This is a genomic window from Pseudomonas granadensis (assembly GCF_900105485.1).
GTDB lineage: Bacteria > Pseudomonadota > Gammaproteobacteria > Pseudomonadales > Pseudomonadaceae > Aquipseudomonas > Aquipseudomonas granadensis.
Genome location: NZ_LT629778.1, coordinates 392380 through 416455 on the forward strand (window position 1 = coordinate 392380; position 24076 = coordinate 416455).

The 24076-nt window shown below is 61.5% G+C and carries 23 protein-coding genes; 15 read left to right on the forward strand and 8 right to left on the reverse strand.

Annotated features, from left to right (window positions below; genetic code table 11):
* Window positions 1–324: 324 nt before the first annotated feature.
* The 7 genes from BLU52_RS01615 to BLU52_RS01645 all read left to right on the forward strand — a co-directional run bounded on the left by BLU52_RS01615 (window position 325) and on the right by BLU52_RS01645 (window position 7924).
* Entirely contained in the window at window positions 325–1392 is a 1068-nt protein-coding gene (locus BLU52_RS01615) for a DUF2333 family protein (protein ID WP_090281066.1), read from the forward strand.
* Between the two features lie 3 nt (window positions 1393–1395).
* The gene (locus tag BLU52_RS01620) at window positions 1396–1953 is read left to right on the forward strand and encodes an NUDIX hydrolase (RefSeq protein WP_090281069.1); all 558 of its coding nucleotides are present in this window, start codon (window positions 1396–1398) and stop codon (window positions 1951–1953) included.
* Between the two features lie 186 nt (window positions 1954–2139).
* A complete protein-coding gene (locus BLU52_RS01625) occupies window positions 2140–2511 on the forward strand; it encodes a translation initiation factor Sui1 (protein WP_007914613.1) in 372 nt (123 codons plus the stop codon).
* 220 nt (window positions 2512–2731) lie between these two features.
* Entirely contained in the window at window positions 2732–4645 is a 1914-nt protein-coding gene (gene speA / locus BLU52_RS01630; RefSeq protein ID WP_090281072.1) for an arginine decarboxylase, read from the forward strand.
* 233 nt (window positions 4646–4878) lie between these two features.
* The gene (locus BLU52_RS01635) at window positions 4879–6228 is read left to right on the forward strand and encodes a type VI secretion system Vgr family protein (RefSeq protein ID WP_090281076.1); all 1350 of its coding nucleotides are present in this window, start codon (window positions 4879–4881) and stop codon (window positions 6226–6228) included.
* A complete protein-coding gene (locus BLU52_RS01640) occupies window positions 6225–7013 on the forward strand; it encodes a DUF4123 domain-containing protein (RefSeq protein WP_090281079.1) in 789 nt (262 codons plus the stop codon). The genes BLU52_RS01635 and BLU52_RS01640 overlap by 4 nt, the downstream gene beginning before the upstream one ends.
* Window positions 7014–7030: 17 nt before the next feature.
* Window positions 7031–7924, forward strand: coding sequence for an alpha/beta hydrolase (locus BLU52_RS01645; protein WP_090281083.1), 894 nt, complete (start codon window positions 7031–7033; stop codon window positions 7922–7924).
* On the opposite strand, the gene BLU52_RS01650 is transcribed toward BLU52_RS01645, so the two are convergent.
* Window positions 7918–9267 (reverse strand): MATE family efflux transporter, encoded by a 1350-nt coding sequence (locus tag BLU52_RS01650; RefSeq protein ID WP_090281086.1) that lies wholly within the window; start codon window positions 9265–9267, stop codon window positions 7918–7920. The two genes, BLU52_RS01645 and BLU52_RS01650, sit on opposite strands and share 7 nt — an antisense overlap.
* A 157-nt stretch (window positions 9268–9424) precedes the next feature.
* Between BLU52_RS01650 and BLU52_RS01655 the strand changes: the two genes are divergently transcribed.
* Window positions 9425–9883 (forward strand): ecotin family protein, encoded by a 459-nt coding sequence (locus BLU52_RS01655; RefSeq protein WP_090281089.1) that lies wholly within the window; start codon window positions 9425–9427, stop codon window positions 9881–9883.
* 69 nt (window positions 9884–9952) lie between these two features.
* Here the strand turns inward: BLU52_RS01655 and BLU52_RS01660 are convergent, their stop codons facing one another.
* Entirely contained in the window at window positions 9953–10246 is a 294-nt protein-coding gene (locus BLU52_RS01660) for a hypothetical protein (protein ID WP_090281091.1), read from the reverse strand.
* A gap of 242 nt (window positions 10247–10488) precedes the next feature.
* Here BLU52_RS01660 and BLU52_RS01665 point away from each other — a divergent pair, with 242 nt between their 5' ends.
* The 5 genes from BLU52_RS01665 (at window position 10489) to BLU52_RS01685 (ending at window position 14970) form a co-directional block, all read left to right on the forward strand.
* Window positions 10489–10791 carry a MazG-like family protein gene (locus BLU52_RS01665; RefSeq protein WP_090281093.1) on the forward strand — a complete coding sequence of 101 codons (303 nt, stop codon included), beginning with the start codon at window positions 10489–10491 and terminating at the stop codon, window positions 10789–10791.
* Window positions 10791–11540, forward strand: a complete 750-nt coding sequence (locus tag BLU52_RS01670) for a methyltransferase (protein ID WP_090281095.1) — start codon at window positions 10791–10793, stop codon at window positions 11538–11540. Before BLU52_RS01665 ends, BLU52_RS01670 begins: the two co-directional genes overlap by 1 nt.
* A gap of 12 nt (window positions 11541–11552) precedes the next feature.
* Window positions 11553–12164: a DUF4136 domain-containing protein gene (locus tag BLU52_RS01675; protein WP_090281097.1), complete on the forward strand. Its 612-nt coding sequence runs from the start codon at window positions 11553–11555 to the stop codon at window positions 12162–12164.
* 53 nt (window positions 12165–12217) lie between these two features.
* On the forward strand, window positions 12218–12775 hold the full coding sequence (locus BLU52_RS01680; RefSeq protein WP_090281099.1) for a DUF4136 domain-containing protein: 558 nt from the start codon (window positions 12218–12220) through the stop codon (window positions 12773–12775).
* 197 nt (window positions 12776–12972) lie between these two features.
* Window positions 12973–14970, forward strand: a complete 1998-nt coding sequence (locus BLU52_RS01685) for a pilus assembly protein TadG-related protein (RefSeq protein ID WP_090281102.1) — start codon at window positions 12973–12975, stop codon at window positions 14968–14970.
* On the opposite strand, the gene BLU52_RS01690 is transcribed toward BLU52_RS01685, so the two are convergent.
* Window positions 14967–17720 (reverse strand): PAS domain-containing sensor histidine kinase, encoded by a 2754-nt coding sequence (locus BLU52_RS01690; RefSeq protein ID WP_090281104.1) that lies wholly within the window; start codon window positions 17718–17720, stop codon window positions 14967–14969. The two genes, BLU52_RS01685 and BLU52_RS01690, sit on opposite strands and share 4 nt — an antisense overlap.
* Window positions 17717–18160: a TadE/TadG family type IV pilus assembly protein gene (locus tag BLU52_RS01695; protein WP_090281106.1), complete on the reverse strand. Its 444-nt coding sequence runs from the start codon at window positions 18158–18160 to the stop codon at window positions 17717–17719. The genes BLU52_RS01690 and BLU52_RS01695 overlap by 4 nt, the downstream gene beginning before the upstream one ends.
* 75 nt (window positions 18161–18235) lie before the next feature.
* On the opposite strand from BLU52_RS01695, the gene BLU52_RS01700 reads away from it, so the two are divergent.
* Window positions 18236–18706 carry a prepilin peptidase gene (locus tag BLU52_RS01700; RefSeq protein ID WP_090281108.1) on the forward strand — a complete coding sequence of 157 codons (471 nt, stop codon included), beginning with the start codon at window positions 18236–18238 and terminating at the stop codon, window positions 18704–18706.
* A gap of 128 nt (window positions 18707–18834) precedes the next feature.
* On the forward strand, window positions 18835–19620 hold the full coding sequence (locus tag BLU52_RS01705; protein ID WP_090288408.1) for a response regulator transcription factor: 786 nt from the start codon (window positions 18835–18837) through the stop codon (window positions 19618–19620).
* A 1641-nt stretch (window positions 19621–21261) separates the two neighbouring features.
* Here BLU52_RS01705 and BLU52_RS01710 read toward each other — a convergent pair.
* From BLU52_RS01710 to BLU52_RS01725, 4 genes are read right to left on the reverse strand one after another with little or no spacing between them, the layout of a single operon-like run.
* Window positions 21262–21534 (reverse strand): DUF3613 domain-containing protein, encoded by a 273-nt coding sequence (locus tag BLU52_RS01710; RefSeq protein WP_090281110.1) that lies wholly within the window; start codon window positions 21532–21534, stop codon window positions 21262–21264.
* Window positions 21535–21544: 10 nt separating this feature from the next.
* The gene (locus BLU52_RS01715) at window positions 21545–22267 is read right to left on the reverse strand and encodes a tetratricopeptide repeat protein (RefSeq protein ID WP_090281112.1); all 723 of its coding nucleotides are present in this window, start codon (window positions 22265–22267) and stop codon (window positions 21545–21547) included.
* 23 nt (window positions 22268–22290) lie between these two features.
* Window positions 22291–23175: a type II secretion system F family protein gene (locus tag BLU52_RS01720; RefSeq protein WP_090281114.1), complete on the reverse strand. Its 885-nt coding sequence runs from the start codon at window positions 23173–23175 to the stop codon at window positions 22291–22293.
* A 1-nt stretch (window position 23176) separates the two neighbouring features.
* Window positions 23177–24061, reverse strand: a complete 885-nt coding sequence (locus BLU52_RS01725) for a type II secretion system F family protein (protein ID WP_090281116.1) — start codon at window positions 24059–24061, stop codon at window positions 23177–23179.
* Window positions 24062–24076: the final 15 nt, after the last annotated feature.

Genomic DNA, 24076 nt, shown 5'->3' on the forward strand with positions numbered 1-24076 from the left:
TTTCCCTTAGACGAGTGTCGTACGTCAATAATCTGATGTGCGACACCATTCAGTTTCTGACCGGTTGGTTTCGTGCCCAGCCTGCCGGGCGCATGCTGCGCCGTGTGCGGGCGTCGCCGATGTTGACCCAGAGCGCTTTCCAGCGGTGGTGCTCGCCTTGTGCGTCGGACAAGTGTGAGCTAAGGACTCAGGGATTCCCCTAGGGCAAGCGTCACTCGCCCGCATCATTTGCGGCTTATCGCTACCGGCCAGTGCTAGGCCCTGGCACGTTGTTGTATGGTTGTGGTCGAACCGTTGAACTCAAGTGATTGAAAGGATATCGCCATGCTGGACTGGAAAAACCGCGCGGGCAGCGCGCCTGAACGTGCCGCCGAGCCCAAGTCGGCCACCCGCAGCTACGTGAGCGGGCTGTTGTTCAGCCGCGCGCTGGCCACACTGGTCGGCCTTTATCTGCTGGTGACCATTGGCCTTGGCTGGTACTGGAGCCAGGAGCCGGCGCTGTTTCCGGTGGCGCAAAATGCCCAGGTCGCGGCTGAGAAGGAAGGCAAGCAAATGGTCGTCGGCTACACCACGGTCGAAACCCTGAAGACCGTCGCCGGCACCTTGCTCGACAAGCCGGGCGGCTACATTTCCAACGACCGTTTCCCGCCGGGCCTGTGGATGGACAATACGCCGAGCTGGGAATACGGCGTTCTGGTGCAGGTGCGTGACCTGACCCGTGCCCTGCGCAAGGATTTTGCCCGTTCGCAATCGCAGTCGGCCGAAGACGCCGATCTGGCCAAGGCCGAACCGCGTTTCAACTTCGACAATAAAAGCTGGGTGCTGCCGTCCAGTGAGTCGGAATATCAGGAAGGCATCAATTCCCTGAGCCGCTACCAGTCGCGCCTGTCCGATCCTAACCAGAAAAACGCATTGTTCTACGCGCGCGCCGACAACCTCAATAACTGGCTGGGCGATGTCGGCACCCGTCTCGGTTCGCTGTCGCAACGGCTGTCGGCCAGCGTTGGCCGGGTCAAGCTCAATACCGCGCTGAAAACCGAAGTACCCGCGGTTGGCGAAGTACCGCAGGTCGACGAGGAAGTCGTCGAGACACCGTGGATGCAGATCGACAACGTGTTCTACGAAGCACGCGGTCAGGCCTGGGCGCTGTCGCACCTGCTGCGCGCGATCGAAGTCGATTTTGCCGATGTGCTGGCGAAGAAGAACGCGACGGTCAGCGTGCGTCAGATCATTCGCGAGCTGGAAGCCTCGCAGGAACCGGTATGGAGTCCTATGATTCTCAATGGCAGCGGCTTCGGCGTACTGGCCAACCACTCGCTGGTGATGGCCAACTATATTTCCCGGGCCAACGCTGCGGTGATCGATTTGCGTCAACTGCTCAATCAGGGCTGATCAATGAGCCACAACGCCAGGGAGGCAGCCCATCGCGCCGCTTCCGATGCTGAACAGATCGCCTGGGTCGACGAGCACGACAACCTGCTCGGCGCCCTGGTGCGCTCCGATTTGCGCGAGCGCGGGCTGATCGGCCGTGGCACCTACATCATGCTGTTCAATTCCGCCGGTGAGCTGTGCGTGCACCGGCGCACGTTGAGCAAGGCGATCTATCCCGGATATTGGGACGTCGCTGCGGGCGGCATGGTCCAGGCGGATGAAAGCTATGCCGAGTCGGCGGCCCGTGAGCTGGAGGAGGAGTTGGGCGTCAGCGGCGTCGAGCTCACCGCCCACGATCACTTCTACTTCGAAGACACCGGCAACCGTCTCTGGTGTTCGGCGTTTTCCGCTGTCTGGGACGGTCCGCTGAAACTGCAGCCGGAAGAAGTCCTCGAAGCGCGCTTCATTCCCGTCGATCAGGTCATGCAGGAAATCTTGCACAAGCCTTATTGCCCGGACTCTTTGGCCGCATTGCAGCGCTATCTCAAGGCGCAGCAAAGCAACGTCGCAAAGAACACATGAATTGGCGCCGATTGGCACTTAGCAATCGCGATTTTTGCCGTTACACTGCGCGACCTTTTCAAGCTGCGCCGAGCCGTTTTCATAAACATTCGTTGCAGTAGCGCTGCCCCTGCCTGAGTGGGGCTTCGCGGTCGCGGACCTTGCCCAGGGTCGCGATCAGTCTTTGTCCTCCCGAGAGGATTGCCGGTGGCCAAAAAAGCCGCATCCTTCGCCGCCCTGGGCGGCCTGGTATTTTCTACCGACGCAGGTCGTCATTGTCCGGAATGCAGTAAACCGGTGGATGCCTGTATCTGCAAACAAACCGTGATCCCGGCCGGTGACGGCATTGCCCGCGTGCGTCGCGAAAGCAAGGGACGTGGCGGCAAGACGGTGACCACCATCACCGGCGTGCCCCTGGCCGAAGACGCGCTCAAGGAACTGGCGACAACGTTGAAGAAACGTTGTGGCACCGGCGGGGCGCTGAAGGACGGCATCATCGAAATCCAGGGCGATCACGTCGAGCTACTGTTGGCTGAGCTGATCAAGCACGGTTTCAAAGCGAAGAAGTCCGGCGGCTAGCAGCCTCTGTGAAACCCTCCGGCGGCTTGATCCGGCTTTGCAGCCTTGCAGATCCGGCGTCGTCGCCATGGTTTTCACAGAGCCTGTTCATGACCGGTTTCTAAACTCCACGCAGTCAGTGCGGTCTACCGCCGCACTGACGAACCGTCATTTTCATTCTTTAGACTGCGCCGGCCTGAACGACAGGCGACGCACTCTGACTTCTTTATAGGGGACTTCGATGTCCGTACGACGCACACGTAAAGACGATGGCAGCCAATGGACAGTTGCGGACAGCCGCAGCGTTTACGGGATTCGCCATTGGGGGGCCGGGTATTTCGCGATCAATGAAGCCGGTCGCGTCGAAGTACGTCCGAACGGTCCAAGCAGCTCGCCCATCGACCTGTTCGAGCAAGTCGACCAACTGCGCAAGAGCGGTTTGTCCTTGCCGTTACTGGTACGTTTCCCCGACATCCTGCAAGACCGTGTCCGTCAGTTGACCGGCGCTTTCGATTCGAACATCGAACGCCTGGAATACCAGAGCAAATACACCGCGCTCTACCCGATCAAGGTCAACCAGCAAGAAGCGGTGATCGAGAACATCATCGCCACCCAGAATGTCTCCATCGGTCTGGAAGCCGGCTCCAAGCCTGAGCTGCTGGCGGTGCTGGCGCTGGCGCCGAAGGGCGGCACCATCGTCTGCAACGGTTACAAGGACCGTGAGTTCATCCGCCTCGCGCTGATGGGCCAGAAACTCGGCCACAACGTATTCATCGTCATCGAGAAAGAATCCGAAGTCGGCCTGGTGATCGAAGAAGCCGCCTCGCTCAAGGTCAAGCCACAGGTTGGCTTGCGCGTGCGTCTGTCTTCGCTGGCCTCCTCGAAGTGGGCGGACACCGGTGGCGAAAAATCCAAGTTCGGTCTGTCCGCGGCGCAACTGCTGTCGGTGGTCGAGCGTTTCCGCGCCGCCGGGCTGGATCAGGGCATTCGCCTGCTGCACTTCCACATGGGTTCGCAGATTGCCAACCTGGCCGACTACCAGCATGGCTTCAAGGAAGCGATCCGTTATTACGGCGAGTTGCGCAACCTCGGTCTGCCGGTCGATCACATCGACGTCGGTGGTGGTCTGGGTGTCGACTACGACGGCACGCACTCGCGCAACGCCAGTTCGATCAACTACGACATGGACGATTACGCCGGTGTCGTGGTCGGCATGCTCAAGGAGTTCTGCGACGCGCAGAGCCTGCCGCATCCGCATATCTTCTCCGAAAGCGGCCGCTCGCTGACCGCGCACCACGCCATGCTGGTGGTGCAGGTGACCGACGTCGAGAAACACAACGACGAAATCCCGCTGATCGAGAACAAGGAAAGCCTGCCGGAAACCGTGCAGTGGCTGGTTGACCTGCTCGGCCCGACCGACATCGAAATGGTCACCGAAACCTACTGGCGCGCCACTCACTACATGAGCGACGTTGCCGCGCAGTACGCCGACGGCAAGCTGACCCTGGCGGAAAAAGCCCTGGCCGAGCAGTGCTACTTCGCCGTGTGCCGTCGCCTGCACAACTCGCTCAAAGCGCGTCAGCGTTCGCACCGCCAGGTGCTCGACGAGCTCAACGACAAACTGGCCGACAAGTACATCTGCAACTTCTCGGTGTTCCAGAGCTTGCCCGACACCTGGGCGATAGATCAGGTGCTGCCGATCATCCCGCTGCACCGTCTCGACGAGGAGCCGCTGCGCCGCGCGGTGCTGCAGGACCTGACCTGTGACTCCGACGGCAAGATCAACCAGTACGTCGACGAGCAGAGCATCGAAACCAGTCTGCCGGTGCACGCCTTGAACGAAGGCGAAGATTACCTGCTGGGCGTGTTCCTGGTCGGCGCCTATCAGGAAATCCTCGGCGACATGCACAACCTGTTCGGCGACACCGATTCGGTGAACATCTACCAGAACGCCGATGGCAGCGTGTACCACGCCGGCATCGAGACCCACGACACTATCGAAGACATGCTGCGTTACGTGCACTTGTCGCCGGAAGAGCTGATGACGCATTACCGCGACAAGTGCGCCAGTGCACGCATCAGCGCCAGCGAGCGCACGCAATTTCTCGATGCCTTGCGTCTGGGCCTGACCCGCTCCTCCTACCTGTCTTCCTGAGGCCAGGTGGCGATCTCGCCGGGTTGTCTGAAACTTTCCCGCAAGCCGCGGAAAATTCGGATGATCCGGTGGGATGTCTCCCAAAATCTGCGCGAAATGCTTGCCGGTCCCGGCCAGCAAAGTCATCCGGTCTGCTTTTCGCGTAGGTCATTTCCTAAGTTGTACTTCAGCTCTCTACTCGGCCATGGCTCTCGGCGAGAATCGCCGGCCGCCCCTCCTGTAGAGATCCGCCCATGTTCGATCCAGTCAACGAGTCGTCGTTTCGTCTCGATGTAGCGGGCCTGTCCGACCCTTTCGAAGTCCTGGCCTTCACCGGTACTGAAGCTCTCAGCGAAGCCTTCACGTTCGAGATCGATGTCTTGATCGACGATCCGCACCTGGACCTCGCCGGCCTGCTGCATCGTTCGGCTTTCCTCTGTTTCGGGCCGTCGGGGGAGGGCGTGCACGGGCAATTGCAAAGTCTTGTCCAGCATGAGCATGACCCCGGCCTGCGCTTGAGTCGGGTCCGGCTGGGGCCGAAACTCGCCTGTCTGGCCCTGCGCCTGAGTCAGCGCATCTTTAGTGGCCGATCGGTGCCGCAGATCCTCGAACAAGTGCTGAGGGAACACGGCATCGTCGGCAACCAGCGCCGCTTCGAACTGCGCCGCGACTACCCGGCCCGCACGTTCTGCACGCAATACCGCGAATCGGATCTGCAACTGCTGCAGCGTATGTGCGCGCAGGCGCAAATCCACTATTACTTCGAACACCAGCGCGACCGGCATTGTCTGGTGTTTACCGATGACCCGGCGCAGATGCCACTGGCCGGTGCAGCGCGGTATCAGTGTGAAGACGACGAGCAGCACGCCGCACCGGCACTGCGCCAATGGCGATTGTACAAGGCGTTGCAGTCCGGACCGTCAGGGCTGCAAACCGTGGAGCACGCCGAGGGTCATAGCGACCTGGCCGCGTTGCGCAGTGGGCATTGGCTGCGTCTGACCGGCCATCCCTTCGCCGAATGCAATCGCCAATGGTTACTGACGCGCATTGAGCATCGCGCCGATCCTGCCCTCGAACCGCCTTATACCAACCGCGTATTCGGCGCGGTGCAGTTGCCGAGTCCAGCATTCAGTACAGCCTCGCGGGTGCGCATGCACAGCCTGCAACGGGCCTGGGTGGTGACGGTCGATGAGCCACAGCCCGATCATCAGCGACCGGTAGCCGTACAGTTCGACTGGCTCTATCAGGGTGAAGGCGCTGCGCCGAGCCACTGTTGGCTACCTCTGGCACCCTCGCTGGCGCAGTCGTCCATGCCCGCGCTGAACGATGGCGTCGAAGTGGTGGTGAGCTTTTTCGAGGGCGACCCGGATCAACCGATGATCAGCGGTGTGCTGCAGCCATCGCTCGCCGCGGTGGAGGATGACGCTGACCCACCGCGGCTGCCTGACAGCCTGGAAAGTCATGGGCTGCTGCAACTGCTGATGAGCGCTGAGCCATTGCTGTTGCTCTGCCTGATCCCGGGAGGCGGAAGTTTCAGTCATTGTGCGCAGGCGGTGTGCAGTTGTCGGCTAGTCACGGCGCTTGAACAGAGCGGCGCAACATGACGGGCGCCCAGCCCCAGACGCAGTGGCTGTTGCTCGACAGCCTGGATGCCCCGCAGGCCTTGCCAGTGTTGCGCCAGGCGTTCAGCGCCGTGCGCCGATTCAGTCTGTTCGACGGCACCGAGTTCGAACCGGTCAGTGGGCACGGGCCGCTGCTGATCGATCTGAGCGAATGCCCGGCCCTGACCGCATTGTGTCACCGCGACCCGAATACGTGGCGCGGGCTGTTGCTCACCAGCGAGGTGTCGGCGCAACAGCTGCTTGGCCATTTGCAGCGCATGCTCACCGTGTCGTTCGGCCTCAGCCACCGCGCCTTGCTCAGCTATTACAACCGGCAGACCGCGAGCTATTTCTTCGATGCCTGCGATGCTGCCGAACTGAGCCGCTGGCTTGGGCCGATCCGTCAGTTGCGCTGGTTCGGCGGCACCTGGGCCGACCGGGCGATCGGCAGCCAGGGCTGGCAACAGTTGCGCAATCCGGGGCTGGCCGTCGAGCCACTGAACATCGAAGAAAACCTGACCCGGCGCCAGCGCGAGCGCCTGCAAACCTGCCTGCTCGAACAGCACATCTGGCGCTGGAGCCAATCGCTGGGAACCGAATACGCCACCATGGCCTCCCATGTCCAGCAAGGCCTGGCGCTGGGCTTCAGCGACCGCAGCGTGCTCGATGGCTGGTTGTGGCTACGCTTGTTGCATCCGCGGGCGGCGCTGGTGCCACCGCCGGTGGGGCTGACCCAGCAACAACGGCTTGACCATGTGCGGCGCCAGTGGCGCGGTGATCAGCCCTGAGACGAGGTTCCGCGCAGATGGCAGGTTTATTCCGGCAAGGGTTTGGCGCAATGCTCGGCAGCCTGTGGCTGCTCGCGCTGCTCGCGCTGCTCGCGCTGTGCGCGTGTTCGCCCGTGCAAGTGCTCAATGCACTGACGCCGGACAGTAGCTACAGCAAAACCGCAGGCATCGCTTATGGCGACGATTCGCGACAGAAGCTCGATGTTTATGTGCCGCGTACGGCATTGCCGGATGCGCCAGTGGTGGTGTTTTTCTATGGTGGCAGCTGGAACAGCGGCTCACGGAGTGACTACGCTTTTGTCGGCGAAGCGCTGGCATCAAAAGGCATCGTCGCGGTGGTGGCGGATTACCGTTTGTACCCACAGGTGCGTTATCCGCTGTTTCTGCAGGACGGGGCCCGCGCCGTGGCGTGGGTTCGCACGCATATCGTTGAGTTTTCCGGTAACCCGCAAAACCTCTATCTGATGGGGCATAGCTCGGGCGCCTACAACGCGGCGATGCTCGCGCTGGACGGCGAGTGGCTGGCGGCGGTGGGCTTGGCGCCCACGGATTTGCGCGGCTGGATCGGGCTGGCCGGGCCGTATGATTTTCTGCCAATCAAGAACCCTGCCGTGCGCCCGGTGTTCTTCTGGCCGGATTCACCGCCGCAGTCGCAGCCGATCAACCACGTCAGTCGCGGTGCGCCGCCTGCGTTGCTGATTGCGGCCCGTGAAGATGATCTGGTCAACCCGGCGCGCAACACCGGCGGCCTCGCCGACAAGCTGCGCGCCGCCGGTGTTCCGGCGCAGGATCTGTATTACGCGCGACCCAACCACATCACGTTGGTCGCGAGCCTGTCACGGCCGTTGCGGCGCCTGGCGCCGGTGCTCGATCAGGTGGTCGGCTTTGTCCGCCATACGCCGACTCAGTGAACGCCGCCGTTGAACCAGCCATCGTTGCGCTTGAGCCACCAGCCCTGCGCGCCGAGGGTGAGGCTGCGCAGCACCATGAACAGCAGGAAAGATATCCACAGCCCGTGATTGCCCAAACCCTGCAACGCCCAGGCGAACGGCACAAGCAGCACAACCGTGATCAGCATACCGTTGCGCATTTCCCGCGCACGGGTCGCACCGATGAACAAGCCGTCGAGCAAATAGCTCCACACCGCAATCAGCGGCAGCACGGCGAGGTACGGCAGGTAGATGAACGCGGTGTCGCGCACGCTCTGGATGTCGGTCTGCATCTCGATGAACAGGTGCCCGCCGAGCAGAAACAGCACGGCAAAACCAAGGCTGACGATCAGCGACCAGCCCCCGGCGACCACCAGCGAGCGGCGCAGGGCGAGGCGGTCGCGGGCGCCGATGGCGTGGCCGCACAACGCTTCGACGGCATGGGCGAGGCCGTCGAGCGCATGCGCGGTCAGCAGCAAGCCGTTGAGCAGCAGTGCATTGGCCGCTACGGTCGCATCGCCCAGTCGCGCGCCTTGCACGGTGATCATGAAAAACACCGATTGCAGCGCCAGGCTGCGAATGAAGATGTCGCGGTTGACCGCCAGCAACGGGCGCCAGCTCTGCCAGCGTTTCAATGCGGCCCAGACGATGTGCCCCGGATACGCGCGCAGCGCCTTGCGTGTCAGCAACAGGCCGAGCAGGGCGCCGCTCCATTCAGCAATCACCGAGGCCCGCGCCGAACCGACCACGCCCCAGTCCAGGCCCATGACGAACCATAGATTAAGCACGACGTTAATCAGGTTGGTGGTCAGTAGAATCGCCAGCGGCGCGCGGGCATTCTGCGTACCGAGGAACCAGCCGACCAGCGCATAACTGGCGAGCGCCGCGGGCAGGCCGAACAGCCGGGTGTGGAAGAATTCGCGAGTGAGTTGCTCCAGCTCTGCCGAAGGTTGCATGAAGTGCAGCGCGACCCCGCTCAATGGCACGCCCAACGTGCCAAGCAGCAGCGCCAGGCCCAACGCCAACAGCAATCCCTGCAACAGGATCTGCCGCAACGCCGCGCCATCGCTGCGCCCGGCCGCCTGCGCGGCAAACCCGGTGGTGCCCATGCGCAGAAAGCCCATGGCCCAGGCCAGAAACGTATAAAGGCTGGCGCCCACCGCCACCGCGCCCAATTGATGGGCGTGCGGCAAATGGCCAATGACGGTGCTGTCGACCAGCGCCACCAGCGGCACGGAAATATTGGACAGGATCATCGGCGCGGCGAGCGCCCAGACCTTGCGATGAGTCAGGCGGTCGCGCCAGTCGGCAATCAGAGTGGACATGCAGGCTCCTTTGGGGAGCGGGGATTGTAGCGACTCGTTGCGGATCTGCCGCAGCATGCCCTGCGAATATCTATATACCGCACCGCCTTTTCAGCCATGGGGTTCAATTGCCTTCCAGAGCGGTAATCACCCATAACCAGGTTGTAAGGGAAACAAAATGGAAAACGAGCCAAACATTATTCATCAACCGGTGACACTTGAAGCTTTGCAAGACGCTGGTTACAACGAGCGCCCGGAAGATATCAGGGTAAAAGCCCCTTACCGAAAGCATGTTTTCTGGCTGCCCAGACGCGAGAATGCGCAAGCGTTTGTTGTCAGGATCCAGGCGCTCATCACGGTTATCGGGGAGTGCAATTTCGGTACGGACTGCGGAATGGGGGGCAAGTTGTTTGTCGGTAACCTCCTCGCGAATGCGGCAGGTTATTTCCAGATCGACAAACCCTATGATCTGCTGATGCCTCGACTGCAGTGCGGTTCCAACGCCAAGACTTACGACCTTTTACTCCGAGATAACCAGCTGGCTTACTCCAGCCGCTATCCGATTGTTATCCACGCCCACGAGGACATCGATATTCATTACACCGTAGAGGCCATACCTGAAGAAACAGGTGACTGAGTCCCGGCAGCGTTTGTCATTCAATTGATCAGGATGATCAGCCCCCAAGCACAGGGGGCTTTTTCAGTTTCAGTGAATAATCCAGCTGAGCAACCACAACCCCAGCAACAGCCAGATGATCCCGGCAATGATCGACGCGTTCATGAACGCGCGAATCGCCGACCACAACAGCATCAAGCCGACGATCAGCGCGATGATGCTGATGATTGAAGTGTCCATCCCCAGCGTGCGGGAGAGCCCGTCGACGAAGTTGCCTCCGGCGTTGCTCAGCAGGTTGAACAGGCCGCTGAGCCCATCGACAATAAAGCGGATTACCGAACCGAGCACCTGCCCGAGCCATTCGAAAAAGCTTTCTACCTGCATGTGTGCGTCCTGATGAAAGAGCTGAGCCTTGGGCCACAACGGTAGTGGCCGAGTTCCCTGCATCATAGAAGGTTTACCACAATCCTGTAGGAGTGAGCCTGCTCGCGATGGCGTCGTGTCAGGCAAATCAATTTCAATGACACGACGCCATCGCGAGCAGGCTCACTCCAACAAAGATCAAGAGCGCCGCGCTTGCCTTCAGGCGTTATCCCCCCGAAGCTATACGCCTTCAGGAGAGCCCGATGAACCTTGTTGAACTGACCGAACGCCTGCACGCCATTCGCGACCGCAATGACTGGCGACAATTTCACAGCCCGAAGAACCTGGCGATGGCTGCCAGCGTCGAGATGTCCGAGCTGGTGGAAATCTTCCAGTGGCTGACTGAAGGCCAGTCGCGCCAGTTGTCCGCCGACCAGCTTGCCCACGCCGGGCAGGAAATCGGCGATATCGTCCTGTACCTGTTGTTGCTGTGCAGCGAGCTGGGGTTGGACATGAATGAAGTGGTGCGCGCCAAGCTCGCCGACAGCGAACGGCGGTTCAGTTGATGGGCGACCGGCATTTCGATCAGTTGGCGACGCGTTTCGCTGAAAAAATCTACGGCGGTGCCAAAGGCGCGATTCGCCTCGCGGTGTTGCAGGCCGATCTGGCCGAAGCGCTGCCCGACCGTCCGTTGCGCGTGCTCGACATCGGTGGCGGCCTCGGCCATATGTCGCTGTGGCTGGCCGAACGCGGGCACGACGTCACGTTTACCGAACCGGCCGAGCCGATGCTCGAAGGCGCCCGCCAGCGTTTCGCCGATGCCGGGCAACGCGCCACTTTTATCCAGGCACCATGGCAAGCGCTGCCCGACCAGCTCAGCGAACCGTTCGATCTGGTGATCTGCCACGCCGTGCTCGAATGGCTGGCCGAACCTCACGCCATTCTGCCGGTGCTGCATCAACTGACCCGGCCCAGTGGCTGGCTGTCGCTGGCGTTCTACAATCGCGACGCGCTGATCTACCGCAACTTGCTCAAAGGCCATTTCAAGAAGATGCGCAAGAACGTCATGGCTGGCGAAAAACAAAGCCTGACCCCGCAGCAGCCGCTCGACCCGCGGGAATTGGCAACGCAACTCGACGGTCTGTGGCAGGTCGAAAGCCAAAGTGGCGTGCGGGTTTTTCACGATTACATGCCGGTGGAGTTCCAGGCCCGCGCCGACCTTGCGGATTTGCTCGAGATGGAACTCGCTCACCGCCGTCACCCAAGCTTCGCCGGGCTTGGGCGATACTTGCACTGGATCTGCCGGCCGATCTGATCGGAGCGCGTCATGAAAGCTCAATCCGGGTTGTTGCTCATGTGTCTGGGGTTGGCCGCCTGTCAGGGCAGCAACCCCTACGTGGCTCAATCGCGGCCATTGCCGCCGGCGCCGCCGCAAGCCACCAGCACCTTCGACCGCAGTGCCTATCCGGCTGCGCCGCGTGATTACGCGCGCTACCGCAGTTGGGCCTGGCGCAACGGCCAGCTGCCGCCGGGCACGGTGTGGGCGGACTCGGCGCAAGTCGCCGAAGCGGTCAGCAATGCTCTGGATCAGCGAGGTCTGCGCCCGTTGCGCAACAACCGCCCGGCGGATGTGCTGGTCAGCGCGAACTTGCGCATGGAAACCCGCTTGCGTCAGGTCCGCGACGACTACGGTTATTACGGTGGGTACGGCGGCTACGATCGCTACGGGCGTGGTTACGGCATGTACAACAGCGTGCCGATCGTGCGCACCTATCAAGAGCAGGTCGTGGTCGTCCAGGTCGATCTGTTCGATGCCGGAAACGGTCAGCCGGTGTGGAGTGCCAGCGCCGAAACCGCCGCCACCGGTAATCAGATCGAGCGCAGCGATGCGATTCGCGAGGCTGTGGAAAAGGCCTTGGCGGCGTATCCTCCAGGTTAACTTCGCAGCATTCGAAATTCCCGCAGGTTCATGTCTTCATCCGGAGAAAAACCATGTTCCGCCGTCTCGCTCTACTCGCCATGGCCGCATTGCTCAGCGCTTGCGCGGCTAATCAGGTCAATCACGATTTCGACGCCAGCCGCGACTTCGCCGCCTATCGCAGCTGGAGCTGGAAAGACCCCGCCCTGCAATATCGCCCGGATGATCCGCGGATCAAGAGCGACCTGACCGAGCAACGTATCCGCCAGGCAGTGGCCGATCAACTCGATCAGCGCGGTTTGCGCCCGGCGCCTGCGGGCACCAGGGCTGATTTGAATGTACAGACCTACCTGATCGTCGAGGACCGCCAACAACAAGTGACGACCAACTATGGCGGCGGTTGGGGTGGTCCGTGGAACGGCTACTGGGGCGCGCCGATGTACAACGAAACGCGCAACATCACCTACAAGGTGGCGACCATCCAGGTCGATTTGCTCGACGGCAAGGACGGCAAACTGGTGTGGCGCGGCAGCGACGAGCAGATGCTCGCCAGCCGGCCGAACCCGGAAGACCGCAGCAGTGCGATTCGCGAAACCGTGACGCGGATTCTGAGCAACTATCCGCCGCGTTGACCCAAGATCGACATTCCCAATGTGGGAGCCAGCCTGCTGGCGATGACGGCGGCACATCCTGCAGCGATGTGCCAGACCCACCGCCATCGCCAGCAGGCTGGCTCCCGCAATATTTAGGGCGCAGCGCAAAGTGCACAGCCCCCAGCCCCGTCTACACTCACCAGCACCCACAGGAGGTCACGGCAAAGGAGTGCGCCATGTCGCCTCGTTCGCAATTCAACGGCCCGGCCCGGCAACGCGGGGCGATCGGGTTGATGGCGGCGGCCACGCTCAGCCTGGCGGTGGTCATGCTGTTGCTGGTGGTCGACAGCGGCCGCTTGTATATGGAACAACGCAAGTTGCAGCGCGTGGTCGACAACGCTGCGCTTGAAGCGGTCAGCCGTGGCGGCACTTGCCTGCCGGGCCTGAGCGCGGCCAATTACGCCGGGCAAAGCGCGCTGCGCAACGGCTACATCGTCGACGCCAGCAACACCCTCGCCACCACCTGCGGCACCCTGCTCACGACAGCGACCGGGCTGCGCACCTTCAGCGTGGATGCCACGCAAGCGGTCGCGGTGAAAGTCGCGGCCAGTCGCACCGTCACCAGCAGTTTTGCCGGTGGTGTGCAGGCGTTGTTCAGCGCCAACCCGGTCAGCCTCAATACCACGCTGAATGCCTCGGCAGTGGCCGCCAAGCCGCAGCCGACCGTGGCCCAGCTGAATATCCGCAGTAACCTGGCGACGATCGACACGGCGCAATCGAACATTCTCAACCCGCTGTTTTCCGGCCTGCTGGGCGGCAACGTCAACCTCACTGCGCTGGGCTGGGAAGGCTTGCTCAACACCGATATCAACCTGCTGAAATACCTCGATCAGTTGGCGATCAACCTTAATGTCGCCGCCGGTGATTACACGCAATTACTCAATACCCAAACCAGCGTCACGCAACTGATTCAGGCGGCGGCGACGGTGGTGCAACTCGGCGGCGCGACGGCCCAGGTGACTACCGCACTGGGTCAGCTACAGGTGGCGGCAATCAACGCGGCACCGGTCAGACTCGGCGACATCCTGCAATTGCAGACCGGCACTACGGCGGCGGGGCTGGACGCGAATCTGCAACTGCTGCAACTGGTTCAAGGCGTGGTGCAACTGGCCAATAGCAAGAGCGCGGTGGCGGCGACGTTGCCGGTCAGCGTGCTGGGGCTGGCGAACGTCACGGTGCGGGTCAAGGTGATCGAGCCGCCGCAGCTTTCCGCGATTGGCGATCCGGCGCGAGCCAAGGTCGACCCGCTGGGGGCAGACCGGATTTATGTGCGCACGGCGCAGGTGCGTACGATGCTTTCGGTGAATCTTCCGGTGCTGTCCGGTGTGACTGGACTGACCAATGCGGTGCTGGGACTCGTTGGCGGATTGACCCCGACGCTCAACGCGCTGCTGAGTCTGAATCTGGTTGGCACGCTTAATTCAGCGCTGTGTCTGCTGGGCGCCGGTTGCGAGCAGCTTGATCCGCAATTGCTGCCATCGCCACGGATCGATATCAGCCTCGACGCCGGCGGCGCGAAAAGTTATGTAACTGATTACAGCTGCCCGACAGGCACCAGCGGCACCAAGAGCCTGACCGCGCATACCGTCACCTCGCTGGCCGACCTCAAGCTCGGCAAGATCGACCCGATCAACGCTTTTTCTTCCGCCGCCCAGCCGACAGTCGCGCCCTTGCCATTGATCGACCTGGGCATCGTCACCTGCCACAAAATCCTCTTGCTCGGCACCTGTAATCCCGCCACTCACGTTCCGTTTGGTGCGGGGGGGATCGGCATCAAGCTCGACACCAGCGTCGCGCAGAACTCGCAAGACCTGGTGTTCTCCAGCAGCACGCCGTTCGCCACCCCGGCCAACCTGAAACTGCCAGCGAGCGTGCTGCCCGCCGTGCCGACCAGCAATCTCGTCGGCAGCCTGTCGAATACGCTGGCTGGGATCAATCTGATTGTCTACAAACCAGTGGGCAGCAACCCGCTGGGTGCGATCATTACCGGCGTCGCTTCGTTGATCAGCGATGTCACCAACCGTTTGTTGCCAGTCGTGACCAGCACCATCAGCCCATTGCTCGATCCCTTGCTCAACAACCTGCTCAAAGGCCTGGGCATCAACCTGATGGACGTCAAGGTCGGCGCCAACATGACCTGCGGCCAGACCGGCAAGGCCTATCTGGTGATCTAGGCGTCGCTGGCAATCGGCAATTCGATGCAGAACCGCGCGCCTTCCATCGTGTTGCGCACGCTCAAGCGGCCACCCATGTTGTCGATGATGCCGTAGCTCACCGAGAGCCCCAGGCCGGTGCCGACGCCGATTGGCTTGGTGGTGAAAAACGGCTCGAAAATACGCTCGAGCAAACGCGCATCGATGCCGCTGCCGTTGTCCTCAACCCACAGTCGCACATGCTGCTCATCGCGTTCGACATACACCGAGATCCACGGCTTGAACGCTGATTCCTTCTCGCGCTTGCTGAGCAATGCGTCACGCGCGTTGACCATCAGGTTGATCAGCACTTGCTCCAGTTGATCGACGTAGCCGCGCACCTGAACCTCGAACGTGGTCTCGCTGATGCGCAGGTCCACGCCTTTGCCACGCATGCCTTCGGCCAGTAGCGATAACGTACCTTCGATGGCGTAAGCGGGGTTGAACAGTTGTTGCTCGATTTCCGAGCGCCGGCCAAACACGCGCATGTGATCGACCACTTTCGCCGCGCGCTGCACTTGCGCGTCGATGCGGTTGAGCTTGTCGGTCAGGTAGTCGATCTGCACGTCACCGTTGCCCAGGCGTTTTAGTACGTTGACGATGGCCATGCGCATCACGTTCAGCGGCTGGTTGATTTCATGGGCCAGGCCGGTGGCCATTTCGCCGAGGGTGGCCATTTTCGCGCTTTGCGTGAGTTGTTGCTGCGAGCGGCGCAACTCGGTGTTGTCGCGGCCCACCGCTTGCACCTCGATCAAGCGACCCTGTGCGTCGAACACGCCGCGATCGGACCACACCCACCAGGCGTGTTCGCGGCCGGGCAGTTGCAGGCTGATCTCAGCGGTGCTTACCGGTTGCTCCGGGGTCAGCGCGGCGAGACGATGAATGAACGCGCTGCGCTGCTCGTCGGACATCCAGCTGCCGAGATCGACTCCCGGCAGTGCCTGCGGCGCGCATTCCAGATACGTCGCCAACGGGCGGTTGCCGAAGGTCAGAATCAAGTCAGGGCGATAGCGACAGATCATCGCCGGCGAATCCTCGACCAGAATCCGATAGCGCTCTTCGCTGTTTTTTACCTGCTCGGCGGCCAGCGTCGCCTCGGTGACGTCCAGCCACAACCCCACCGCTTCGACCGGCAGGCCAAGGTCATCGCGCAGCAGTCTGGCTTCGTCGAGCAGCCAGTGATAACTGCCGAGACGGTCCCTCAGGCGATAACGCCCACGCACCGAACCTTCGCGCAGCAGATGACGCGTGCGCTGAAAATACAGGTCGCGATCGTCAGGATGGATCATCTCGATCAGCGCGCCATCGCTGCAATCGGTCAGGCTCCAGCCGAGCAACGGTTGCAGGCTGGCACTGAAAAACGTCGGGATCAGTGCGCCTTCGCTGTACTGCTGAACGTAAATCACTGCGGGCGAACTGGCGATCAGGTTGTCCAGCCGCGCGTGTGCGGCGGCGGCGCGTTGCTGCTGGTTCTGGATGTCGCTGATGTCGAGCATGAACCCGACCACCCGCCGATGGGTGCCGTTACCGATGGCCTGGCCTTGCACGCGATACCACGTCGCGGGCTGCGCAGGCTCGCGGCCGGCCAGGCGCACCGAGAGCGTCAGGGTCTCGCCGTGCTGCTGCAAGGCGTGCAGGCGGCTGCGCAACTCGTCGCGGTCCGCGGGATGGATCTGCGCCAGCCAGTCTTCAAGGGCTGGTTCGCCAGTGTCCAGCTGCAGCGCGGCGGCCAGCGTGGGGGCCAGTTGCACGCGCTGGCGCTCGGCGTAAATTTCCCACCAGCCGCTGCCCAGCAGGCTTTGCAAGGCTTCGACGCGCTCCAGTTGCAGCTGATGCTGGTGTTCGCGCAGACGCCCCAGCAACGGGCCGGCGAGTGCGCCGAGCAATGCCGTCCAGTCGCGTTCGTTCAGGTACGGCGCGGCTGTCTCGACAGGGTAAAAAGCGCAAAGCAGCCAGGCGACCACGCCACGTTCATCGCTGTACGGCACGGCGAAACCTTCGGCATCGCCGAACAGCGCCTGCACCCGCGAGTGCTCATCGAAACCCGGCTGCCCGCCGATCCGCTGCGGCGCCGCGCCGCTCAGGCTGTCTAGCGGCGTGCCGAGATGCTGGCCGTCGTCCCAGAGGTTCGGCGCATCGTGAGCGCGATACTGTCGATAAACCTGCCAGCCCTCTTCATCGTCATCGAGCAAGGCCAGCGCTACACAAGGGATGTGCCAACGCTGCGCGATCACTTGCAGTTGTTCGACGACGACCTCCGGCAAACGCGTCTGGCTGCAGGCACGCACCTGCTCGCTGATTCGCGCGGCAATCGATTGGCACGCGTCGCGCTGACGCGCTTGCTGGCGTTCAAGCAACAAGTCGCCGATATCGATCAATTGCAGCAGCCAGCCTTCGCCCAGCGGCTGCACCCAGCCGCGCAGGTGCAAGGTCTGCTCGCCGAGGCCGGAGAAGTCGAGATCGAGCAACAGGCCTTGCCACTCTCTGGGGCGGCCTTCGATAGCCAGCGTGCTTTGCGCTTGCACGTAAGTGCTCAGCGGCAAGGGCTTGTCGTGGGGTTTGTGCTGCGCCAGCAGATGCCGCAGCGGCCCGGCCATTTGCACCACGCCACCGTCGTCGTTCAGGTACAGATGCAAACCACTGGCGGGCGAGCCGAGCCGGTCGGGCAATTCGTGGGCGGCGAATGCGGTGCGTTTGAGCAAGCGCCCGAAGAGCTTGTCGCCCGAGGTCAAAATTGCAGGCTCGAGGTAGCGGTCAGATGACTGGGCAGACTGGGGACCGGGCCGATGCCCGGCACCAGCAGAAACGGCATGACCTGATTGAGCTTGCTGACCGGGTAACTCACTTGCACTGTCAACAGACCGGTCCCGCTGTATTGGGCGCTGGTATCAACGCCAACCACCAGATTGAAGACCGGCGGAATCCAGGACAATTGCTGGGTCAGCGTCGCGTTCGCGGTATTGATCACCACGGTTGAATAGTTGGGCGTGTTCGGATCGACCGCAACACTGCGGCGTACCGCTTCGGCCGTGGCCTGATTGAACGACTGCATCATCACCAGCGGCAGGCTGTAGCTGACCAGACCGTAAAACACCGCAAAAAAGATGATGAACACCAGAGCGAACTCAATCGCCACAGCACCTGTTTGCGACTTCCGCAAGGCGTATTTCATGAGTGCGTCTACCCTGACTGTCACTGCGTAGTATCAGCATAGAATCATTCAGCAAAAACGGACGGCTTTTAGCGGATGCACAGTTTTATCCTGTTGCTTTGGCTGGTGTTGTGCGCTGCGCAAGATGCGCGTCAGCGGCGCATTGCCAACGTGCTCACTTTGGGGGCTGCTGCGCTGGCGCTGGTCTATCTGCTGGTGACCGGCAACACTTGGCTGGGTGCGGAAGCCGGGCAGGGTGGCTGGGCGGTTCTGATAGCGCTGGGGCTGACTTTGCCAGGCTTTTTCATGGGGCGCATGGGCGCTGGCGATGTGAAATTAATGACAGCTCTGGGTCTTGCGACGGACGGTCTGTTTCTTCTTGGTGTGTTTATTGGCGCGGGTATCGCCAGCGTGATCTGGATACTGCTGGCGCCAAGACTCTGGCTCCATATGAGTCAAGGAGTTAGAGATCGTTTAGTAAATCTAAGGCCAAACAAGTCAAAAAAGCTGCCATTTGCACCGTTCGTACTGTTCGGTGCCCTCCCCGTGTTGTATTGGATTCATTGATCGCCAAGCGCCACTAGTCCTATGTACATAGTCGGAAAGTAGGTCTACTTTCAACTGGAACGGGTTATACCGCTAAACGCTGGCAGTACAGGAATGGTCAGCTTTGGCCCAGGGCAATGGAGTGGCACGTGAACAAGCTTACGTCTGTGGTGAAAATCCTTGTGGTCGACGATCAGCCGTTGGTGGTCGAGGAACTGTGCGAATTTCTGGAAAGCAGCGGTTACCGCTGTGTACCGTGCCAATCCAGTCTGCAAGCGATCGAGCGCTTCAGCGACGACGCCGAGATCGGCCTGGTGCTGAGCGATCTGCACATGCCGGACATGGATGGCATTCAGCTGATTCAACAGTTGCAGCGGCTGGCTGGCAAGCATCGGGTGTTCGAGGCGATCATGCTCACCGGGCGTGCCGACAAGCAGGATGTGATCAAAGCGTTGCGTGCCGGGATTGCCGATTACTATCAGAAGCCGATCAATCTGGATGAGTTGCTTGAGGGCGTGCAGCGTCAGGAAGCGGCGCTGCAGGAGCGTCAGAAAAATCTGCATCTGGGGCATCTGAATCAGAAATTGCAGTTCTTGTCGGAGTCGATCGACGATCTTTATCAGGACCTGGACAAGGTGCGGCGCAGTCCGGCTGCGGTTCGCGATGTGTTGGGCGGTGAGCCTGACGGCGGTGAGGCGCAGGAGACGCCGGCGCTGTTCAGTCAGTTGTCGCCGCGCCAGCTCGATGTGGCGCGGTTGGTGGGCAAGGGGCAGACCAATTATCAGATTGCCTGTGAGTTGGGGATTACCGAGAACACGGTGAAGCTGTATGTGTCGCAGGTGTTGCGGTTGACGCATATGCATAATCGTACGCAGTTGGCGTTGGCCTTGGCGCCCAGTGGTTCTGCGTTGCGGCAGCGGGTTACGGCGCATTGACCCTTGGCGGCCTCTGGGCCGACCGGGCTTTGGTTGTTTTGTGTGATTATCCGTTTTCTGGGGTGTGGCTGCTGGCGGTTTCGCCCTTACGGCGACTTACTTTTTTACAAACGCCTAAAAAAGTAAGCAAAAAACGCTTGCTCCTACGTTCGGCCCTCGCAGGCTCGGGTCCCTTCGCTCCGGGATCGATCCGGGCGCAGCGGCTACGGTTTGCTTCGCTGCACCTACTTCCGCTGTGTCTGGCTGCGCCAGACGGTCGCTGCGCTCCCACGCCCGGATCAATCCCTCCACTCAGCCTTCCGATGTCGCCGGTTAGGCAAGATCAAGATCAAAAGCACTCGAGCTGGCGCTCATTGTTGAGTGGTTAGAAGCGGGTGGTTGGCTTTGGATTTGTGGTGTGGCTGCCCCTCATCGGAACGCCGCCCAGCCCTCTCCCACCGGGAGAGGGCCAGGGTGAGGGGCTTTTGATTTTCAAAACTCGAGTACGACTCGGTATCACACGTCTGCGTAACACTTGGATCCCCCGCGGTCAGTCCCCTCTCCCTCCGGGAGAGGGCCAGGGTGAGGGGCTTTGATTTTCAAAACTCGAGTACGACTCGGTATCACACGTCTGCGTAACACTTGAATCCCCCGCGGTCAGTTCCCTCTCCCTCGGGGAGAGGGCTAGGGCGAGGGGCTTTTGATTTTCAAAACTCGAGTACGACTCGGTATCACACGTCTGCGTAACACTTGAACCCCCCGCGGTCAGTCCCCTCTCCCTCCGGGAGAGGGCTAGGGTGAGGGGCTTTGATTTTCAAAACTCGAGTACGACTCGGTATCACACATCGGCGTAACTCTCGCATCCCCCGCGGTCAGTTCCCTCTCCCTCTGGGAGAGGGCTAGGGTGAGGGGCTTTTGATTTTCAAAACTCGAGTACGACTCGGTATCACACGTCTGCGTAACACTTGAATCCCCTGCGGTCAGTTCCCTCTCCCACCGGGAGAGGGCTAGGGTGAGGGGCTTTTGATTTTCAAAACTCGAGTACGACTCGGTATCACACGTCTGCGTAACACTTGAATCCCCCGCGGTGTTCCCTCTCCCTCTGGGAGAGGGCTAGGGTGAGGGGCTTTTGATTTTCAAAACTCGAGTACGACTCGGTATCACACGTCTGCGTAACACTTGAATCCCCCGCGGTCAGTTCCCTCTCCCTCTGGGAGAGGGCTAGGGTGAGGGGCTTTTGATTTTCAAAACTCGAGTACGACTCGGTATCACACGTCTGCGTAACACTTGAATCCCCCGCGGTCAGTTCCCTCTCCCTCTGGGAGAGGGCTAGGGTGAGGGGCTTTTGATTTTCAAAACTCGAGTACGACTCGGTATCACACGTCTGCGTAACACTTGAACCCCCCGCGGTCAGTCCCCTCTCCCTCCGGGAGAGGGCCAGGGTGAGGGGCTTTGATTTTCAAAACTCGAGTACGACTCGGTATCACACGTCTGCGTAACACTTGAACCCCCCGCGGTCAGTTCCCTCTCCCACCGGGAGAGGGCTAGGGTGAGGGTTGGCTTTTGGCTTTGCCATCAGGCGCCCCATTCCTGACTGAACATACCCAATCCAAATGTGGGAGCGAGCCTGCTCGCGATAGCGTCCGCAAGCTCACCGCCGCACTAATTCTTGGTCTCAACCTTCCCACCCGCATCCGGGTCATAAAAGTCCGGTATTTCGTATTTGTACTTCTTCAACCAGCGCTGCATCGCCAGGTCGCGTTCGGTGGCGGTGGCCGTTTGCGGTTTCGGTGAGGCGACTTTGTTGCGGCTTTGCAGGAGCAGCCAGCCTTCGGTTTCCTGTTGTTGCGCCGAGGCGGGGCCGGCGTCGATGGCGGGGGCGCTGAGGGGGAGAGTGAGCAGGGTCAGGTAGCACAGGCCTTTGAGGGGATTCATGGCTGTCTCCTTATTTGAGCGACGGCGGCAGTGGGTCGGCCACGGCGGCGACCTGATTGCCAGTCGGCGGTTTGGCTTTGCCCGGCGCTTTGAGTTGTTCAGCGCGTTGCTGGGCCTGGGTGAATTGTTCCGGGGTCAATTTGGCGCGGCTGACGATCTCGGCGGCTTGCGGCCAGTCGTTCTGGTACAGCAGCAGGGTGACCATGTTCAGCGTCGCCAATTCGTTGTTCTGCTTGAGTTCGATGGCGGTGAGGAATTCGAAACGCGCGTCGTTGAGACGCAACTGGTTGAGGTAGACCACGCCAAGGTCGTTGCGGATTTTCTCGTCGGTGGGCGCCAGGCGGGCGGCGCGTTGCAGGTGGGCCTGAGCCTGGCCGTAGTCGCCTCGCGCGGCGTGGAGCTGGCCCAGGCCATGTTCGGCCTGGGCGGTCAGGCAGCCGCCGAGCAGGCTGCGATATAACGGTTCCGCCTCGCTGCGGCCGAGCAGGCGGTAGACCTTGGCTTTGCGCAGGCGCACTTCGCTGAGGTTGTCCGGCAGGCTTTGCAGGTTGGCGAGGCTGGCGTGCAGTTTGCCGTCGTTGGCCAGATCGTCCGCCAGATTCAACGCCAGTTCCTGCTCCTGGGTCATCTTGCTGCAACTGCTCGGTGACAGCAGCGCCGTCCACGGCGCCTGGCCGTCGGTGGCGCAACCGCCGAGCAGCAGCAGACTTGCCATGACTATCAGTACTTTCATCAAACGCTCTCCATGAGCCAACGTCAGTTTGCGAACGCCCGGGCAATCGCGGTGAAGCCCGGGCCGGCGAGGACGATCAGCAAGGCCGGAAACAGAAACAGCATCATCACCACCGACATCTTTGCCGACATTTTCGAGATGTATTCCTGCAAGCGGGTCAGGCGTCGGTCATCCAACAGTTGCTTGAGCGCCAGCAGCGATTTCATCGCGCCGCCGCCCTGGTGAATCAATTGTTCAAGAATCACGCAGGTGTCGCTGAACTCGTCGACCGCGAGCATCACCGCCGCTTTGTGCAGCTCCTGGCCGAGTTCCAGGCCGCTGTCGACGCGCGCTAGAATCAGGCGCAGTTCGCTGGTCAGTTCCGGCAGCAGTTTTTGCGCTTCGCTGCTGAGCACGCGCAATGCCTGTTCCACCGCCATGCCGGATTCGAAGAGGATGCGCAGCAACGGAATGAAGGTGGATATCTCCACCGCGAGGGTGCGCTGGCGTCGCGCCGCGGCGTAGGCGAGCACGCGTTTGGGCAGCAGATAGCCGCCACCGGTGGCGAGCATCGGCACGATCCAACGGTTGTCGGCCTGGGGCAAGAACACCTGCTGCAGAAAGATCGCCAGGCCCAGGGTCAGCAGTGGCGTGCCGATCTGGCAGGCGGCGTACAACGAGCGCTCGCTGGCACGGCGCCAGCCGATGCGGTTGAGCAGGGTCTGGGTTTCGCTGTCGATGCTCACCGAGCGCTGGCCGAAGCGGCTGCTGCCCACCGCGCGCAACCAGCTGCCGAAGCGGTTTTCGCGCAAGGTTTGACCTTGCAGGCGCTGGTTGATTTGCCGTACCCGGCGCCGCTCGACCAGCAGGTGATTGATCACCAGCAACAGCGCGCCGAGCAGCAGCATGAGCGCCGCGAGCCAGATCATCTCAAACGCTCCGCAACATGCGCCACAGCGCCAGACTGCCGACCACTTGCAACGCGGCGGCGCTGATCAGCATCTGCCGCCCGCCCGTGTCGTTCCACATGCCGAGCATGTAGCCGGGATTGGTCAGCATGAAGTAACTCACCAACAGCAGCGGCAACGCACCGAGCACCCAGGCGGTCATGCGTGTTTCGCCGGTCAGGGCGCGCAGCTGCCGTGCGCCCTGATCACGTTCGCGGATCAGTTTGATCAGGTTCTCCAGCAGCTCGCTGGCGTTGCCGCCGTAGCGGTGGTTGACCTTGAGGCCGAGGGCGAACATGCGCAATTCGTCCTGTTCATACAGTTCGGCAAAATCGCTGACGGCGTCGGGCAGGTTCACGCCCAATTGCACGTTGCGCTGCACCCGGCCCATGGCGGCTTTCAGCGGGTCCTCGCTGGCGTCGATGCTGCCCATCACCGCGTCGCTGAGGGTGCGCCCGGATTTCAGGCTGCGGACGGTGTGGTCAAGCAACTGCGGCAGTTGCTCGATCATGCGCTTGATCCGCCGCTGGTACAGAAAGGCGATGTACAGCCGCAACGCCAGTGGCGGCACGACGATCATCAGCAGCAGGCCGAACCAGTCGGCGAGTACGAAACCCAGCCCCATCGCCACTGCCCACAGACTCAGCCACAGGCCGAAACGTTCGGTCGGGCGGCCCAGCCCGGCGCGCAGGAACATCCGCTCCAGCCCGACCCAGACGGGTTTCTCCGCAGCCAGTTGCGGTTGCCCGGCGGCCAGTCGGTTGAGGACTTTTTCCGTGGCGGTCTTGCGCAGGCCCTGCAGGAACAGGCGAATCGACAGCCCCAGCAGGGCCAGGCAGACGAGGATCAGAATCAACGGTGCCCACATGTTCGCTGCTCCTCG